Source organism: Leptothoe sp. ISB3NOV94-8A (assembly GCF_043421595.1).
Classification (GTDB): Bacteria; Cyanobacteriota; Cyanobacteriia; order Phormidesmidales; family Phormidesmidaceae; genus Leptothoe; species Leptothoe turfae.
On record NZ_JAXSQW010000001.1, the window covers coordinates 4,493,549 to 4,507,333 of the forward strand.

Sequence of the window (13,785 nt, forward strand, 5' to 3'; positions counted from 1 at the left end):
GTGAATGGAGAAGAAAAAATGGCAAGTCGTATTCAAAAATAACTCTGTAAGAAAAGCTTGGAAAGAGTTGGAGCAGAGGTTTCCAAGCGCTGCCAAGCGGTGCAAGAAACATCTAGAGCTAACCCCATTAGCTCGAATAACAGGAAGTGTTTTCCCACTAAAGGGCAAAAAATATAAGGGTAAATGGGAATACGAAGTATCTGAAGGGGATAGAGTATATTACTTCCCGAAAGAAGGAGAGCTTAAAGTGATGGTCTTCTACGCTGGGACTCACCCTAAGAAAACACCTGAGTTTTAACCCAAATTATGAGAGCTTAAACGCAGTGATGTAAGAAGCTATTTACAAGCCTTGAGTTATACCAATTTGTCCTTTCTATTTATAAGGTTGCCACTATGTCTGGACCATCTTACTTTGTTAGGCTAATTGTAAAAGGAGCTGCTACGGCTTGCGGTGCAGACCCTATCACAGCAAATATATTAGGCCGTACAGCGAATGTTGGCTCTAGCCTAATCTTTCACGATCATCATACACATTTTCATGTTGACCCTGACGAGATGGCTGATGCACATAGCTTTGTCGGTGATCATTTGGAGTCGGCAGGAGATTTACAACGAAGCGGTATTTCGGTGCATGACCTGAAAGGTGAAGGGTTCAACGAGGGCACAAATGTATTTGTTAGCCACGAAAATTGGCAATCTGACCACTGGGGCAAAATTGAAGATTTTCGTAATCCTGGCCCTGATGACGTGGATGTAAAAATTGAGGTTGATTCTAAGGATCCGCGTTGGACTCACAATCACGAGTGGGTTGATTCAGATCAAATAAGTCTAGAGAAACCATACTAGAGTTGGACTTTCTATTGAATCTAAGGGGAACCATCAGGTTCAATAGCAATGTTTATCCTGCTACTGCTAAAGCCAACTGACGATATTAGGGCTGTATCAAAAGCTAGGTGTTGTATCGAATCAGAGGGTATTGATACAAAATATTGGAATACTATTTTCCAAACAAAAGCACTGGGCAAGTTTGCTCCGGTTGTAGTTTAGTCTTATTACTGGACTGGCTGATGTTGAGCGGGGACTGATTAGAGAACGCACTCAGGAATCAATGGAGTACCGCAAAGTTTAAGGGGCTATCCCTAGGTGGTCGCCATAAGTCCTGTAAATCCGAGCAGGTCATATGGTCCTTAAACTTCGTGGCAATGGGATGAGCTGCTGCAAGTGTAGGATTAGCTTAGGCATTATTCAGCGAATCTTGAAAGCTCCCGCAAATACTGCTGATGCGGTCTGAGCATTACAGCTATTACCGAACTCAGGCCCCCTAACCCAATGAATACCAACGAAACTTCAGTAACCTTACAACGGTGAAATAGTCCCTGTTCCAGTAGACCGTTACACCTGGATTAGCATTTGCCCTATTCGACTAGCATCCTATCTTTACAAGTCGTTGCTCTAACTGTGAGATGCCGATCACTCAGACCCAACCAGCATGAATTTCTTGGGATTGTGCGCAGGTTAGACATATTTTCACATCACAAGGAATCAACTAACAAGTAACAAATTCTTTGTGTTGAAACAGTAAATATATGGCAGAGCAGACCTACTGAAGAGTAGTTTATCTTAGCTGAGCTAAACCCTAATCAATGGCTCGGGAAAAGGTTATTCATCTCTTTACACACCAGGTAAATGCCTTTGACCAATCCGTTTTACTTCAACTGTTAGAAACCTAGAAAAAACGATTGTTACGTAAAGCATAACTCCAACCCTTATTTATGTAGCCTTTACTTTCTCTATTTTTCGTTTTCTTTAATAGCTTTTCTGAAAAGTCAATTAATAATTCATTCTCATTCTGATGAATAGGTGCCTCATAATACTCAGCAGCGAAACGATTAAGCAGACTATCATTTGTTAAAAGCTTCTTCTTTCTATTAATAGCTGTCGACAATATCAAAAGGTCATTGATAGTATTCCGAACATTTCCTTTGCAGTTATATTTAGATACAAACTCTGAGAATAGTCTCAATCCATCCTCTAAAGACGTCTTAGTGAGAGAGTAACAGTAGTAATCACTATCAAGAATATACTTGAAACGTCTTAAAAGATATTTCTGTTTTTGTTTGGGTAAATGGGAAATACTAATTTTGTATATATCAATTTTCTTTTCATTTATGATTTCGGAAACTGCCTCATTGCCAAACTCTCGATAAGCTGAAAACTGATTGCCAAAATCAATAACTATCTGATCTGTCCGACGAGCACCCAATTTTGCGCTTTTGGGATTACTAAAAAGGTCAAGATTACTAGGACTATATTCGAGATTAGGATATTTAGCTGGATGAATAATATAGTAATCAGGCTGCTTTGATTCTTTAGCCTGTGCTATTAAAAACTCATTAGCCGTAATGGAGGCTATTGCCAACCTTGCGTCATGAATACCTGTCTCAATACCTTTGAATCGATACGACAAAATCTGTGTATCAATGATCAAATCCACACCTAGATTCCTCCAAATGTTCAGAAACTGACTTTTGCCTATTCACCTTATACGGTAGCCTGATTTGAAATAATACTGAAAGTTGCTATAACTGCGAAATGTTGATCGCCCAGACTCCAGCCACAGCTTATACAAACTCAGCCTAAGCAAATTAGATAACTTTTCATTAGGAGCAAACCGTTTGACCACCGAAGGCAAAAAAGTAACAACCCCTAGGCAGGGTATCAATACGCACATGAAAAGCCCCTGGTGTTATCCAGAAGCTTTGTTTTTATAAACTCTATTTGATTGGGAACCTTTGCTTTTCTAATAGCTCGTGCCAATGCTCAAATACATGTAGCTGCCACAGGTCATTACCAAAAGCCCTAACGCATGCTGAAACGCTCGGAAGTGAGCCGCTTGGAATTGCGGTGATACCATATACGTTTTTACTCCTTTTTATTGGAATCGTCGTGCCAAAATGAAGCTTCGAACCTTAAAAAGCAGGCAAGTCAGCCGTAAAAATTAGCCGATTACTGGAGCATAAGTCAGCAATGATGATTGCTCGAAATGTTGGCGAGTTCATCTGTATACCCTAAAGATTGAGGATATAGTCTGGCGATTAATCAGATTGTCTCTGCTGCCATTCCTTCCAAAGTTTTATTCGTCCCAATGAGGAGTAATGCATTGGAAACTTGGCACTGTAATGTGTTGAAGTCGCATATTCCAAAATCTTTTGGATACAAGAGTAATATTGCTCCAAGACCGAGGCGACTACATCTAACATTTCCTGTAAAGCTTTAGAGTGATAGACTTCCAACTCTTGCTTTAGATGCTCTAGGCTATCTAGCCTATGAGCAAATTTTTTTCTATATTCACTTAACTTGAATAGTGTCTCCTCGTCTACCACAGACTCTATCCAATTGTCCATTTCAGGAGACTTGTGAGACTGTATGCCAACTTCTTCTTGTGATTTTTTTCTAGAGTCGATAGCCATAGCATTAATAGCCTTCATAGCATGAGCTACCTCAGCGTTAGTGGCTGGCCTCAGACCATCTTCTCCATTAATTCCAAGGTGCTCTACGTTAGTTATAGGTTGACGGTCAATCTTCAAAAACTCTTTCGAATTCTGCTTAATTATCTTGCTGTAAAGAGATTTTTTCTTAGAAATTCCTTGATGCATTGAGTATGCATCAACACATAAAAACATTGCTTCATGCTCTAGGCGCTTGTAAGCACCAATCCAGCCTTGCTCATCTGGATTGTAATTGTTAATAAAAAACTGCAGATCCTCTCTGAGAGTAGACTCTCTCAATTGAAGCATACCAATCACCCGAAGGACATCTACCAACTCTTCAACAATTGGTTCTTTCATGCACAATGAATTGTAATTTTTAGTCATACTCCCTTATAGTCTAGTTTTTAATCCTTGTAGTACTACATCTCATTGAAAAATTAGCGATGTCATAATCCCGATAGCCCTCTGGTCACTCAGTAGAGCGATCGCAACCTCCAGCTCACAATACTGCAACTCTACCGACTCACCCACCACCCGCATCGGCTAATCACATACCCACCAGCAACAACGCCACGGCCACCGTCAGCACCCAATACTCCGCCGGTCCCCCCGTCCGTATCCGTCGTTTTGGGTTTGACACGCTGATCGCCAAGGCCGGATCAGGCCAAAACAGCTGAACATCCTAGCGCGTAAAGCAATCGGCAAAACAGGCCAACACATGACCCAGGAGTACCACCGCCGTCGTCTTGATATTGCCCAACGCTGCGCCGATGCTTAGGGATACCGCTGCAATCGCAACCGTCGCCACCAGCGAATGAGTGAGACCGATGGGGAAAGCGATCTTCAATCCATGAGTTGATGGGGTAAAAGACCTGGCCGATGATGCTAGTCCTAGTGTCGATGTCCGGCAGCTGGCTACCCAGGACGGCGAGCGCTAACGGTAGGGGCTGGGCAGTGCCGAGTAGTAAGGATGCACCTGCGGTTGCGATCTCAGCGTGAGTAATCGCCATCATTGGCCGGTCAAACTCTATGGAGTCACATCTTCAAGCGTGCCCAAAGTCAAGCAGAGAGCAAGACTCAACTAAAACTAAATCTTGCTAGTTAGTTTTAGAAGCTTCCACAACACAGATTATCGAATTTGCGATATAACTTATATATACGATAGTTAGTTTCGTTATGCTTGCCGCAGTCATACTTAGTTTCAATCCAGGGTTCTTAGTCAGTCAATTTCCAAGCTCTACCTGGAAGAAGAAACAGATAACTAGCCAATTTGCCTGGATCAAAAGAAAGATCTCAAGAGAGAATGAAGCAAATCCTGCGAGCCATTTTTATCTCAGCTCAATCTCCAGTGGTCAAATAGCACATTCCTGCGTCTCTCAATTGTGAGCAATGCTAAGTAATCCAGTAAGGAAAAAGCACATGGTTTCAGATGAAATGAAGGTTGCTCAGCGTTCCAGAGCAGCCCCTATTCCTTTACGAAAAGAAATAAGTAAAAATGAAATTCAACGGCTGCCAAAAACAACGCCGCGAGAACGCCTCATCTTATTTGCTATCGGCAATCAAGAGCGTTATGGGTTGGCTATTCAAAAAGCCATCGAAGACTGCAGTAATGGTGCTGAAAAAATTAGCATCGGCTCTCTCTATCCAACACTACATAACCTGGAGAAAAAAGAACTCGTCATCTCAAGATTTGGAGATACTCCCCCAGACGAACGATGCGGTGCACGGAGAAAATACTACAGCCTCACTAAAACAGGAAAAGAAGTTATTCAAGACATTTTGGATTTCCAGAACCGATTGCTGTCCTGGGAATCATAGGAGTTGTCTGAAAACGCCAGCGACCTACCTCATAGCAGAACCTGTAGCTTACTTGTTTCTACCATGGGATAAAGTTGAAGACTGGTTAGATGACATCGCTGAAAAGCGAGCAGCTCTATACTATAAAGAAAAATGGAAGGGCTGGAGAATTTGTGGATATGACGTACTTTGGTCTCTTGACTTGAGCTATTGTGCCATCGCCTGTCGTATAAATTTGTTACTAGGAAAATAGGTGTGATATAGGTGATGCCGCCAGGAATAAAGCATGGCGTTTATGCTTGGTGGCATCCGCAGATACTTATCGCCCCAACCGCTTCCTCGCCTCTATCACCTGCCCTAGCTGCTTCATTGTCATCTCAATAAACCGCACGATACAAAACGCCATCAGACAGACGATCACAATCGGCATCACCATCACATACTGCAAGGGTCTAAAATCAACGACTACCCCCAAGCCCAGCTATCGTGGAAGCGTGAGGGCGTGGATTAGCTCTACAACACAAAAGCTCAGCCCCCTTGGCTCAGGTTTTTACAATGTGATTATTTGCCAGTTGTTACGCAGTCTGCAAGATGCGCGTATTGCTATAAAGGTGCCCGAAAATCAATCATTATTTTGACTGACTTTATTGATTATCGTACAAAAATACAGCCTCAAAATCAGCTCGACATCCCCAATACTGACCGTTGAAAATTAGGTGCGTATGGGGTCGTTCAATCCATACTTTATTAGCTACTTGAAAATTATTTGTGATGACTATTTCAGGAACTGTATTTAGTTTCATCGGAATGCCTTCAATCTAAACGTTTTTCTATTTCTTCAAAACTATGAAAATGCAACCTAAAATGCTGGGTTAAGCTTTGGAGGATTTTTGAGCTGAGCGCGGCTGGACGGCCTAATTCTTCGTGTTATCCAGCTCACTTTTTTCCATTAAATTACCTGCGGAATACTCTGATCGAATGCTAACTTTAATAGTCCTAGAAGCCAGATCGCAATTGACACTCTTAAGGCAGGTTTACTCATCGCTATCGTCTGCCCTTCCTAAGCACTCAAGCTTAAGCTCACTTACTTTTTTCTTTCCCTTGCTGTAGGGCTTATAAGGATACTGAATCCGTTCGATTACTTTCCATTTGTATCCCTCGTAGATATACATATCATCTACTAACGCAGTGTCGTAGAGCTGTAGCGTAATCTTCTGACCGAGTGCTGTGAGCTGTTGATAAGGCGTGCTGTCAATTGTGGCCTCATCAAAAAGTAACCAACACAGGTAGATTATGGGTTTCTTTTCAACTTTATGGGTTGTGCCAGCTTCAGAGCCACCGTATAAAAATCGGGCCATGGGGTCATCCTTAAATTAGTTGTGGTGGTGTGGTGTGGTTATACGTGTGGTTGTGGTTGTGGTTGCTGTGGTCCTTTTGGTTTCCTTAAAAACGCCCCCCTAACCACACGACCACATGACCACAACCACACTAGTTAGTCAGCAATTAGGTATGAATCACCACCGGATTTACAGTGTGCCAGTTTTAGATAGACAAGCATATCTAGGGCTTCTTTCGCATTATCTGAAGTGCCTACACCTGCGTCCCTATTTTTGCGGTTGCTGGTCACAGTACGAGGGATTATTTCCTCACCTCTATAGCTATTAGAGACAAACTTGATAACCCGAATAATGGCATCGGATGACAGCTCGCAGACAGATTTCAGGTCTACTGACCCTGACTCAATTCTGTTAATAGCTTTGCTAAAAACATCTGGATACTTGGCTTCCTTCGATGTAAAATCACCATCATTTCTTGGTAATAGTAGGGATTCTAAGTCAATAATTAATGGCTGGATAGCTGCATCCATTGGGGGTTTCCAGTTAGACAGATCTGGTAGTAAATGCTTACCTATTTCTTTACCCTGGGCAACAACATTGCACTCACCTATCGGGCGTAACATTCTGGTAGCTTGACCATTAACTACAACGTCTTTCATTTCACTAAAAGACTCAATTTGTAGGCTGCTTTTGTTAAACGCTTCCTTATTGCCTTTAGCACCACCAGTCGCCGCAATTGTGTCGTTGTGCGCAACCATCAGAACGTGTATCCCAACCTTACGAAAATCCTTACACGCTTTCTTGATAAATTCAGCTGAATTGCTGCATTCATCAGACCAGTCTGTGAACTCTTCAAGCACGACTAAAAGTTGTTGGAATTCGTGTTCTTTAGTGCCTTTTTCTACCCGTTCTTGGTAGCGCTGATTTGATAGTTCTAGGATGGCCAGCATGACGAGATCACATTCTTCATAGTTGGCACCTTTGCCATACACTGGCAGACCTGGCCAATCACCTAGCGCATAGTGTGGGTCAGCCACACAGACGAGGTAGCCACGCTCTACCGCTATGTAGATGGTTTTATTCGCTAACGTCGTTTTACCGCTGCCTTGACCGCCCCAGACAAGCGTAATGGGCGGGTAGATTAGCTCAGTTGGGTCAAGCTTTGGGAGGGTGTCAGCTGGTTTTAGGAAGGGGTTACCAATGAATTTAGGTTCACTGGTGTTCTTAGTATCGTCATGGATTGCGATCGCAACAGCATCAGCATTGGCTGCAGTATCATCCTTTGGGAGTTCATTGACCGTTTTAGCGAGAGTATCGACTACAGCGTCACTAGCGTTGGTGTCTTGCCCTCTAAACTGCTTGGCCAGCTTCAGGAGTGGCGAATCGCCCAGTTCAACCACGTCATCCATAGATTCAATTAGCTGGGCATAGGATTGTGCTAAAGCGGGCGTAGCGGGCTTACCTGAGTTGGTTAGCAGGTCTTCCAGTTCAGAGAGTTCCTGGTCGGTCAGATACTCAGTGAAATCGTTTTCCCTGACAGCGTCCTTAAACTCCCCCCAGCGCTTGAAACCCAAGTAAGTTCTACTGCCAGCGATACCGGCTGCAACGAGTAAAACTAAGCCCACGGGAGATCCGGCCATCACGATTAGAGCGACCCCGGCAATCCCACCCATACCCAAGCCTTCCGGGATACTGTTCGTTAGTTTTGTGTGTTCTCGCTGCCTGACTGCCTTGTAATAAAGCTCTGATATATCTAACTTCCCCGCTTTTAGGTCTGTATTAAATTGTTCAATTTTTGCAGCTCTGTCTTTGAAGGGGACAAGCTGTATGGCGGCTTGCATGGCTAAAATTCTCCTGTAGCGATTCGTGTATTGGTTTGCATGGTTGCTGCACTAGCGGGTGGAAAGTTTGCTCACGGCCCATCCGCCAGTACCTGTTATTTCTTGCCAAATAGATAAACCCCTTTGCGGGCCATAATCCAGAGACGGACAGCCACCTCAAAGAACACGATTGAGATCAGCCCCCGGACGATGTTTGCCCAGTCAGCATTACCCCAACCCAGCATGGGATCAAACTTGTTCCAGCCACCGACTATCCAGGGGGCAAACCAGGCGCACACCAGAAAGTCGATTAGGTAGCAGATACAACGCCACCAGCCCAGGGCATCGATCAAGCTTTCGTAGTAGTTGTTGTGGATGCTGGCTAGCTCTCTAACCGTTGCGCTTTCGTTGCCGGACACTTCAACTTTCTTGAACTTCTGAAGCGTTCCAATCAGATTTTTAAGCGTCTCTGGGGATGATTTGAAGATTACCGGCGCAACCTCACCCGACTGGATAATGGCGTACACCATCACACCTAATAGGCCAAACGCTGTTAGTTCCAGGCTACGCACTACACCAGCTAATCCCCGTAGGCTTAAGCCAACAAACCACCCGATTAACGGAGCGCCACTGAAAATCTCAGCGCCCAGATTGTGGAGATTGATCAACCCGGATTCGGGTGCGATCGCACGTCCAGCCGTGGCATAGATATGGGCACTTTGGAAAAACAACAGACCCAGCACAATTAGCGCCACAAACGACATGAACGTGGCAATAATCGCCCAGGTGTTAACAAATGAATTGGTCAGAAAACGCCAGGTGCTGATCACCAGGCAGATGAGACCGACCCAGCCGACAATATCGCCAAGCCAACCGACTTGCATGGCGATAATCCCGCCCAGGATGATCAGGATGAATCCCCATAGACACAGATTTACTTTCTTGCTGACGTACTTATAAGCCTTGTCTGCATGACCTTGGGCTTTACGGGTATATGTGCGATATGTGGGCTCAGTAGTGCTCTGGTTAGTGGTAGTGCTCTGGCTGTTGGCTGGATGGTCGCTTGTGGATTGATTGTTGCTGTTAGAACCTCTGCGTCTGTTGCCACTACCGGGGGCTCTACTATTTGCTGCAGCTGTCATCGCTTAAGGTCTCCTTAATTTGAGTGTGTAAACGAAGCATTGGATCGCACTGGCTGAGGGTGCCAGCCCATGGAATCATCAAACCGCTGGTTAACGAGCGCCATGTCACTCGCGCGTCTAGGGTCTTCCAGCATTCCTGACTGACCGATCTCTCCGGATAAGCCGTTGTCGTCACAGACCAAGTCACCGGGAGCCATAGAAACCCCGAAATTACCGTCTGTATAGGCAACATTCCGAGAGAGTGCGATGGCCTGAATTGACCCATCCTTGCGATAGACCCACGGCATTGTGCAGCCCGATCGATAGCGCTCATGGGCCACAAATGCATCCGCTTTTTGTTGAGCGACTTGGCGCTTTGCGGCTCGTCTATATCGTGCTGTGGGAGACATGTAAGCCACTAGCAGAGCAACAGCTATAAATAGGGTGCCTGTGCCTGCCAGTAGTGGGGCTAGGTTATATCGGAGTCCTGCGGGTAGAGTGAGGGCTGCAGCTGAGCCCAGTTTTGGTTTTCTTTTTAGTCGTTTGCGCATGGGTTTGATTGATGAAATTGTTCGCTTGGCAGACGCTCTGACGCCTAAACGAGAACCTCGTTTACCTGGGTTTCGAACACGGAAGTCGTCCACGGGCCTTCGTAGACGTACCCATTGAAAAAGTCGTTATGCTCACCCGGTGGATCGTCTGCAATCTGCACGATGTATGACGTGTAGGGCGTTTCATCGTCGTTATAGGCATGGACCGCCACGATTAACCCACGGGTGCCCGGATGAAATTCGTTACGGTCGTCAGGCGTGATTTCAACAATCTGACCCACCGTGTACTTTGGTTTTGCGACAGTCTTTGCCAATTCCTGCAGGCGACCTATACCCATGGGCATAAAGGGGATACCATCCGGGATTTCTTGGTCGATATCCCACCATTCCCAGTCTTGAGTTTTTAGCTCATAGCCGGTCTGGAGTCCATGAGACTTGCCAGCCCAGTAAACCGATAGCTCGATGTCTTTTTCACTCAAACGATCAGGCACTTGAATGAACACTCGCTCTGATTGCGTGAGTTCCGAGTTGGGTCTGTTGGCCCAATCAAATTGGATTTCGATATTTTTCATGGTTATATTGACGTGTTCCTTTTCAGGGGGACGACTGGCCAGCTCTCCGCTTGCAAACCTGGGGGCTGGCCTAAAAGCGGTTAGTCTTCTCTAAACGTTAGGTAAATCCTTGATTCCAATTGCTTTGGGGGTCTGCATGGATAGGGGTCAGATTGTTCGATTAGCTCTAATCCATCTCGGGTCAGACGACGAACAATCAGTTGAGCCGCATCTTTTACTGTCTCAGCCGCTGCCCAGACTCGAATTCTGATCAGGTCACTAGCTGGGTTAGGTTCCATCCCAGGCACCCACCGCTGATCGCCCGAGTCCCAAAAGAAATTCTTCTCATTCAAGGCTACATACAGCGTGCTCTGGTCCTCAGTTTGAGAGATATTGAGGCCCTGAGCAGTTTCCAAGGCTTTGAGATATTTCTGTGTTCTTCTAGGCATGGGATTAGCTCCAATCCGCTATCTGCGAGAATTCATCCTCTGTATCTGTTGGGGATGTCTATGGGTTGTTTCTCCTAAGGGCTGAGGGTGTAATCCCACTCCCAATTGAAAGTCTCTGTGCTGTAACCGTGAGCCTTGGCATACCTTGATGAATACTGATTGACCAGTTGTCCGATAGCGTGAGCATCCAACTCAGCTGGCACCTGAAGGACACCCTCATGGGTAGCGTCAGGAGCTGTGCTCTCGGCAGCGTCATCGTGCCAAAGGTTTAGCTCGATGGAGATTGAGGTGAGTGTGTTAGTTGTTGCTTGCATAGGTTTGTTCCTCAATGTGTGGGATGGGATGTTGTGTAAGCGCGTACTGTGGTGCATCATGGCTACTCGACACTTACGGAACTCATCAAGCTGTCCATAAGAGAGTCACTAAGAGAGCCAGTAGGCATCTCTTCATCTGGTGCAGTAGGGTCTGAACTCTTGCAAGGAACCCGACCCAATGCCTCAACCTCACCCAGTAATTTCAAAACTCTGTCTGATGTGGTGTAACCGGGCTGTGGGTATCGCTGTTTCAACTCGTCTAAAACAGCGTCACGGATGGACACTTTAGCCATGAGTGCCCCCTTTAGCCACCATGGCTTTAGCAACTTCATAAAGGCCCTTAACATTGGCATTTACCGGATCATCAACGACGGTGTAGCCACACTTTTTAAGTAGTGCTTCAATCCCTGGCAGCATCGCACCACCACCGAATACCAAACCCGCATCGGCAGCGGTTAACAAGGGTGTGGCATGTTGCAGTGGACGCTTCAACACGGACTCAAACCACTTGGGCAATTCGGTTAAATAGTCATCCTCAAAGGAATGGCGCTGAATGTTGACATTCTTGCCATAGAGGTAATCTCGACGCTCCACACCATCACGAATAATGTGGGCATCCCCTTGAGCTTTGAGTTTCTTCACCAGCGAGGGTGCGAGAGCAAGAGCCTCATAGAACCGCATCACACCCCCCGAAAACGGTTTTTGGGTGATTAACTTACCGCCTTTGAACTGAGACACATTGACAGTGCCACCACCAATCGAAAGGACAACCGTATCCTTACCTGTTGCAGCGTGGGGAGTGGTCGCCAGTACACCTAAGCCTTCATCCGCAACACCCAAAGGTTTTACTGTGACGCTCATCAGTCGACCACCAAAGGAGATCGTGTGACGACCCTTATAAACTGTCGTGACTTGTTCCCGTAACTCAGTCGTCACCTTCTGCAAGCAAGTCAACAGATTGATTTCAATATCACTGGGTAATCCCTGTTGGTAGGTCAACAAACCCAGCAACATGATCAAAGAATTGTCGATTTTGTTCTCTGGACTATCAGCATTCTTTCGGCAGGCATCCGCATCAATTGCATGGGCCACACTCCCCACCGCAAAGGACTTACCCACCATGCCCTTAGCATCACCATCGACATAGGAAAAAACACCTTGTTTCGGTGTGTCAGGTAACTTCTCAACTTCCAACGGGAGCAGATAACTAGGCTGATTTACTCGCACCAATGACCCAAAAAGTTGTGCGGTTGAGTATCCAAAATCACCCGCAAGTGTCAAAACAGTGGGCTTCCCTAATTCGGGTGAACCTTGCCCCAATTTAGGGACTGTCTTCTCTACAGAAAGCGTCATTTTCATTGTCCTGAATAACGATTGGCCTAATTCGGGTGTAACGTTCCCCGATTTGCGGCCTTATGTTTTATAAGCTAGCATCTTGCTAGCAAGATAGCAATACGACATGCTAGTATTCCTTCAAATTTTCATGAACACATGCTTGTGTCAAAATAGGAGCGAAATTTCTATGGTTAATGACAGCGTGGCTAGGAGCCGAAGACGAGATCCCGATTACATTCAAAACAGCATCGAGTTACACAAAATCCTGGTGGCTAAGATTAAGGGCGTTTGTGTGATGCGAGAACTCAATATGTCTGAGGCAGTAGAGGAAGCATTAATAAGCTGGCTGAAATCTATAGATGAGGATGTGCCGGACTTCCCGCCCCCCAAAGACTTCGAGGACGGACGACGTAAGCCTTAGGGAGTAATCACGCCAGTCTGATATTTAGGACCCAAGTTCCTAAATGGTCACTGGAGTTTTAGTTTTGAATAACTTTAATAATTCTTGACATATGCCGATTGGCATAGATTTGATGTCGCCTTTTAGAAGATAGATCACTATATATAGCGATTTAACAACTTGAGAGTCGCCTTTATTAATTGAATTAACTGAGTTTCAAGGGCTTCAGGAGAGTTGAACAATTTTGTTTATGCTAGATTTTGCTTAGTCTCGTAGGAACTTAAAAAGCTGTGAATCCTAGTCACCGAAGAACACGAAATCCTAATGGGGCCGGAAGACGTAGACGTGGTGAAGCCGCTTATGACCATCACACCGTTTTTCGTACTCGTATTCCTAATGAGTATGCACGTCGTATTGACGCTATGCCCGGTAGCCGCTACGCGAATGCACGACGGTTGATCATTGAAGGTCTCAAGGTTGTTGAAGCCCGACAAACATCCAAACATTAAAAACCCCTGATGTCTCTAGCATCAAGGGTCTCAAAGAAAAAAGTTAGTTCAAATTTGGAAAACTCACAGACCGCCAAGGAGCGGTTCAAATTCTCATGCAATCAATACTA

Annotated in this window: 17 protein-coding genes; 5 read left to right on the plus strand and 12 right to left on the minus strand. The window is 45.3% G+C overall.

Annotated features, from left to right (window positions below; all coding sequences use genetic code 11):
• Nucleotides 1-4: 4 nt before the first annotated feature.
• Both SPB21_RS18990 and SPB21_RS18995 read left to right on the plus strand, forming a co-directional pair.
• The gene (locus SPB21_RS18990) at nucleotides 5-298 is read left to right on the plus strand and encodes a hypothetical protein (protein WP_499867435.1); all 294 of its coding nucleotides are present in this window, start codon (nucleotides 5-7) and stop codon (nucleotides 296-298) included.
• A 95-nt stretch (nucleotides 299-393) separates the two neighbouring features.
• Complete coding sequence (locus SPB21_RS18995; RefSeq protein ID WP_499867436.1) at nucleotides 394-846, plus strand: hypothetical protein; 453 nt, start codon at nucleotides 394-396, stop codon at nucleotides 844-846.
• A gap of 880 nt (nucleotides 847-1,726) precedes the next feature.
• Here the strand turns inward: SPB21_RS18995 and SPB21_RS19000 are convergent.
• The 3 genes from SPB21_RS19000 to SPB21_RS19010 form a co-directional block, all read right to left on the minus strand.
• On the minus strand, nucleotides 1,727-2,494 hold the full coding sequence (locus SPB21_RS19000; RefSeq protein WP_499867437.1) for a hypothetical protein: 768 nt from the start codon (nucleotides 2,492-2,494) through the stop codon (nucleotides 1,727-1,729).
• 601 nt (nucleotides 2,495-3,095) lie between these two features.
• Nucleotides 3,096-3,848: a hypothetical protein gene (locus tag SPB21_RS19005; protein ID WP_499867438.1), complete on the minus strand. Its 753-nt coding sequence runs from the start codon at nucleotides 3,846-3,848 to the stop codon at nucleotides 3,096-3,098.
• A 302-nt stretch (nucleotides 3,849-4,150) separates the two neighbouring features.
• A complete protein-coding gene (locus SPB21_RS19010; RefSeq protein ID WP_499867439.1) occupies nucleotides 4,151-4,504 on the minus strand; it encodes a metal-dependent hydrolase in 354 nt (117 codons plus the stop codon).
• Between the two features lie 406 nt (nucleotides 4,505-4,910).
• On the opposite strand from SPB21_RS19010, the gene SPB21_RS19015 reads away from it, so the two are divergent.
• Complete coding sequence (locus tag SPB21_RS19015; RefSeq protein WP_499867440.1) at nucleotides 4,911-5,309, plus strand: PadR family transcriptional regulator; 399 nt, start codon at nucleotides 4,911-4,913, stop codon at nucleotides 5,307-5,309.
• Between the two features lie 1,013 nt (nucleotides 5,310-6,322).
• Here SPB21_RS19015 and SPB21_RS19020 read toward each other — a convergent pair.
• From SPB21_RS19020 to SPB21_RS19060, 9 genes are all read right to left on the minus strand, one after another.
• Nucleotides 6,323-6,646, minus strand: coding sequence for a hypothetical protein (locus SPB21_RS19020; RefSeq protein WP_499867441.1), 324 nt, complete (start codon nucleotides 6,644-6,646; stop codon nucleotides 6,323-6,325).
• Between the two features lie 134 nt (nucleotides 6,647-6,780).
• Nucleotides 6,781-8,466, minus strand: coding sequence for a hypothetical protein (locus SPB21_RS19025; RefSeq protein ID WP_499867442.1), 1,686 nt, complete (start codon nucleotides 8,464-8,466; stop codon nucleotides 6,781-6,783).
• A 95-nt stretch (nucleotides 8,467-8,561) separates the two neighbouring features.
• Nucleotides 8,562-9,587: a hypothetical protein gene (locus SPB21_RS19030; protein WP_499867443.1), complete on the minus strand. Its 1,026-nt coding sequence runs from the start codon at nucleotides 9,585-9,587 to the stop codon at nucleotides 8,562-8,564.
• A 14-nt stretch (nucleotides 9,588-9,601) separates the two neighbouring features.
• Nucleotides 9,602-10,117, minus strand: coding sequence for a hypothetical protein (locus tag SPB21_RS19035; RefSeq protein ID WP_499867444.1), 516 nt, complete (start codon nucleotides 10,115-10,117; stop codon nucleotides 9,602-9,604).
• A gap of 44 nt (nucleotides 10,118-10,161) precedes the next feature.
• Nucleotides 10,162-10,689, minus strand: coding sequence for a hypothetical protein (locus SPB21_RS19040; RefSeq protein ID WP_499867445.1), 528 nt, complete (start codon nucleotides 10,687-10,689; stop codon nucleotides 10,162-10,164).
• Between the two features lie 80 nt (nucleotides 10,690-10,769).
• Entirely contained in the window at nucleotides 10,770-11,117 is a 348-nt protein-coding gene (locus SPB21_RS19045) for a hypothetical protein (protein ID WP_499867446.1), read from the minus strand.
• A 74-nt stretch (nucleotides 11,118-11,191) separates the two neighbouring features.
• On the minus strand, nucleotides 11,192-11,431 hold the full coding sequence (locus tag SPB21_RS19050) for a hypothetical protein (protein WP_499867447.1): 240 nt from the start codon (nucleotides 11,429-11,431) through the stop codon (nucleotides 11,192-11,194).
• A gap of 62 nt (nucleotides 11,432-11,493) precedes the next feature.
• Nucleotides 11,494-11,724, minus strand: a complete 231-nt coding sequence (locus tag SPB21_RS19055; RefSeq protein WP_499867449.1) for a hypothetical protein — start codon at nucleotides 11,722-11,724, stop codon at nucleotides 11,494-11,496.
• Nucleotides 11,717-12,784: a ParM/StbA family protein gene (locus SPB21_RS19060; RefSeq protein ID WP_499867450.1), complete on the minus strand. Its 1,068-nt coding sequence runs from the start codon at nucleotides 12,782-12,784 to the stop codon at nucleotides 11,717-11,719. The genes SPB21_RS19055 and SPB21_RS19060 overlap by 8 nt, the downstream gene beginning before the upstream one ends.
• A 169-nt stretch (nucleotides 12,785-12,953) precedes the next feature.
• Here SPB21_RS19060 and SPB21_RS19065 point away from each other — a divergent pair, with 169 nt between their 5' ends.
• Both SPB21_RS19065 and SPB21_RS19070 read left to right on the plus strand, forming a co-directional pair.
• Nucleotides 12,954-13,187: a hypothetical protein gene (locus SPB21_RS19065; protein ID WP_499867451.1), complete on the plus strand. Its 234-nt coding sequence runs from the start codon at nucleotides 12,954-12,956 to the stop codon at nucleotides 13,185-13,187.
• Between the two features lie 269 nt (nucleotides 13,188-13,456).
• Nucleotides 13,457-13,675 carry a hypothetical protein gene (locus SPB21_RS19070; protein WP_499867452.1) on the plus strand — a complete coding sequence of 73 codons (219 nt, stop codon included), beginning with the start codon at nucleotides 13,457-13,459 and terminating at the stop codon, nucleotides 13,673-13,675.
• Nucleotides 13,676-13,785: the final 110 nt, after the last annotated feature.

Bases quoted from the DNA above. Each gene is read 5' to 3' on its own strand.
- SPB21_RS18990 (WP_499867435.1), top strand. From the start codon at position 5: ATGGAGAAGAAAAAATGGCAAGTCGTATTCAAAAATAACTCTGTAAGA.
- SPB21_RS19030 (WP_499867443.1), bottom strand. From the start codon at position 9,587: ATGACAGCTGCAGCAAATAGTAGAGCCCCCGGTAGTGGCAACAGACGC.
- SPB21_RS19055 (WP_499867449.1), bottom strand. From the start codon at position 11,724: ATGGCTAAAGTGTCCATCCGTGACGCTGTTTTAGACGAGTTGAAACAG.
- SPB21_RS19010 (WP_499867439.1), bottom strand. From the start codon at position 4,504: ATGATGGCGATTACTCACGCTGAGATCGCAACCGCAGGTGCATCCTTA.
- SPB21_RS19045 (WP_499867446.1), bottom strand. From the start codon at position 11,117: ATGCCTAGAAGAACACAGAAATATCTCAAAGCCTTGGAAACTGCTCAG.
- SPB21_RS19005 (WP_499867438.1), bottom strand. From the start codon at position 3,848: ATGAAAGAACCAATTGTTGAAGAGTTGGTAGATGTCCTTCGGGTGATT.
- SPB21_RS19040 (WP_499867445.1), bottom strand. From the start codon at position 10,689: ATGAAAAATATCGAAATCCAATTTGATTGGGCCAACAGACCCAACTCG.
- SPB21_RS19015 (WP_499867440.1), top strand. From the start codon at position 4,911: ATGGTTTCAGATGAAATGAAGGTTGCTCAGCGTTCCAGAGCAGCCCCT.
- SPB21_RS18995 (WP_499867436.1), top strand. From the start codon at position 394: ATGTCTGGACCATCTTACTTTGTTAGGCTAATTGTAAAAGGAGCTGCT.
- SPB21_RS19020 (WP_499867441.1), bottom strand. From the start codon at position 6,646: ATGGCCCGATTTTTATACGGTGGCTCTGAAGCTGGCACAACCCATAAA.
- SPB21_RS19065 (WP_499867451.1), top strand. From the start codon at position 12,954: ATGGTTAATGACAGCGTGGCTAGGAGCCGAAGACGAGATCCCGATTAC.
- SPB21_RS19025 (WP_499867442.1), bottom strand. From the start codon at position 8,466: ATGCAAGCCGCCATACAGCTTGTCCCCTTCAAAGACAGAGCTGCAAAA.
- SPB21_RS19060 (WP_499867450.1), bottom strand. From the start codon at position 12,784: ATGACGCTTTCTGTAGAGAAGACAGTCCCTAAATTGGGGCAAGGTTCA.
- SPB21_RS19050 (WP_499867447.1), bottom strand. From the start codon at position 11,431: ATGCAAGCAACAACTAACACACTCACCTCAATCTCCATCGAGCTAAAC.
- SPB21_RS19035 (WP_499867444.1), bottom strand. From the start codon at position 10,117: ATGCGCAAACGACTAAAAAGAAAACCAAAACTGGGCTCAGCTGCAGCC.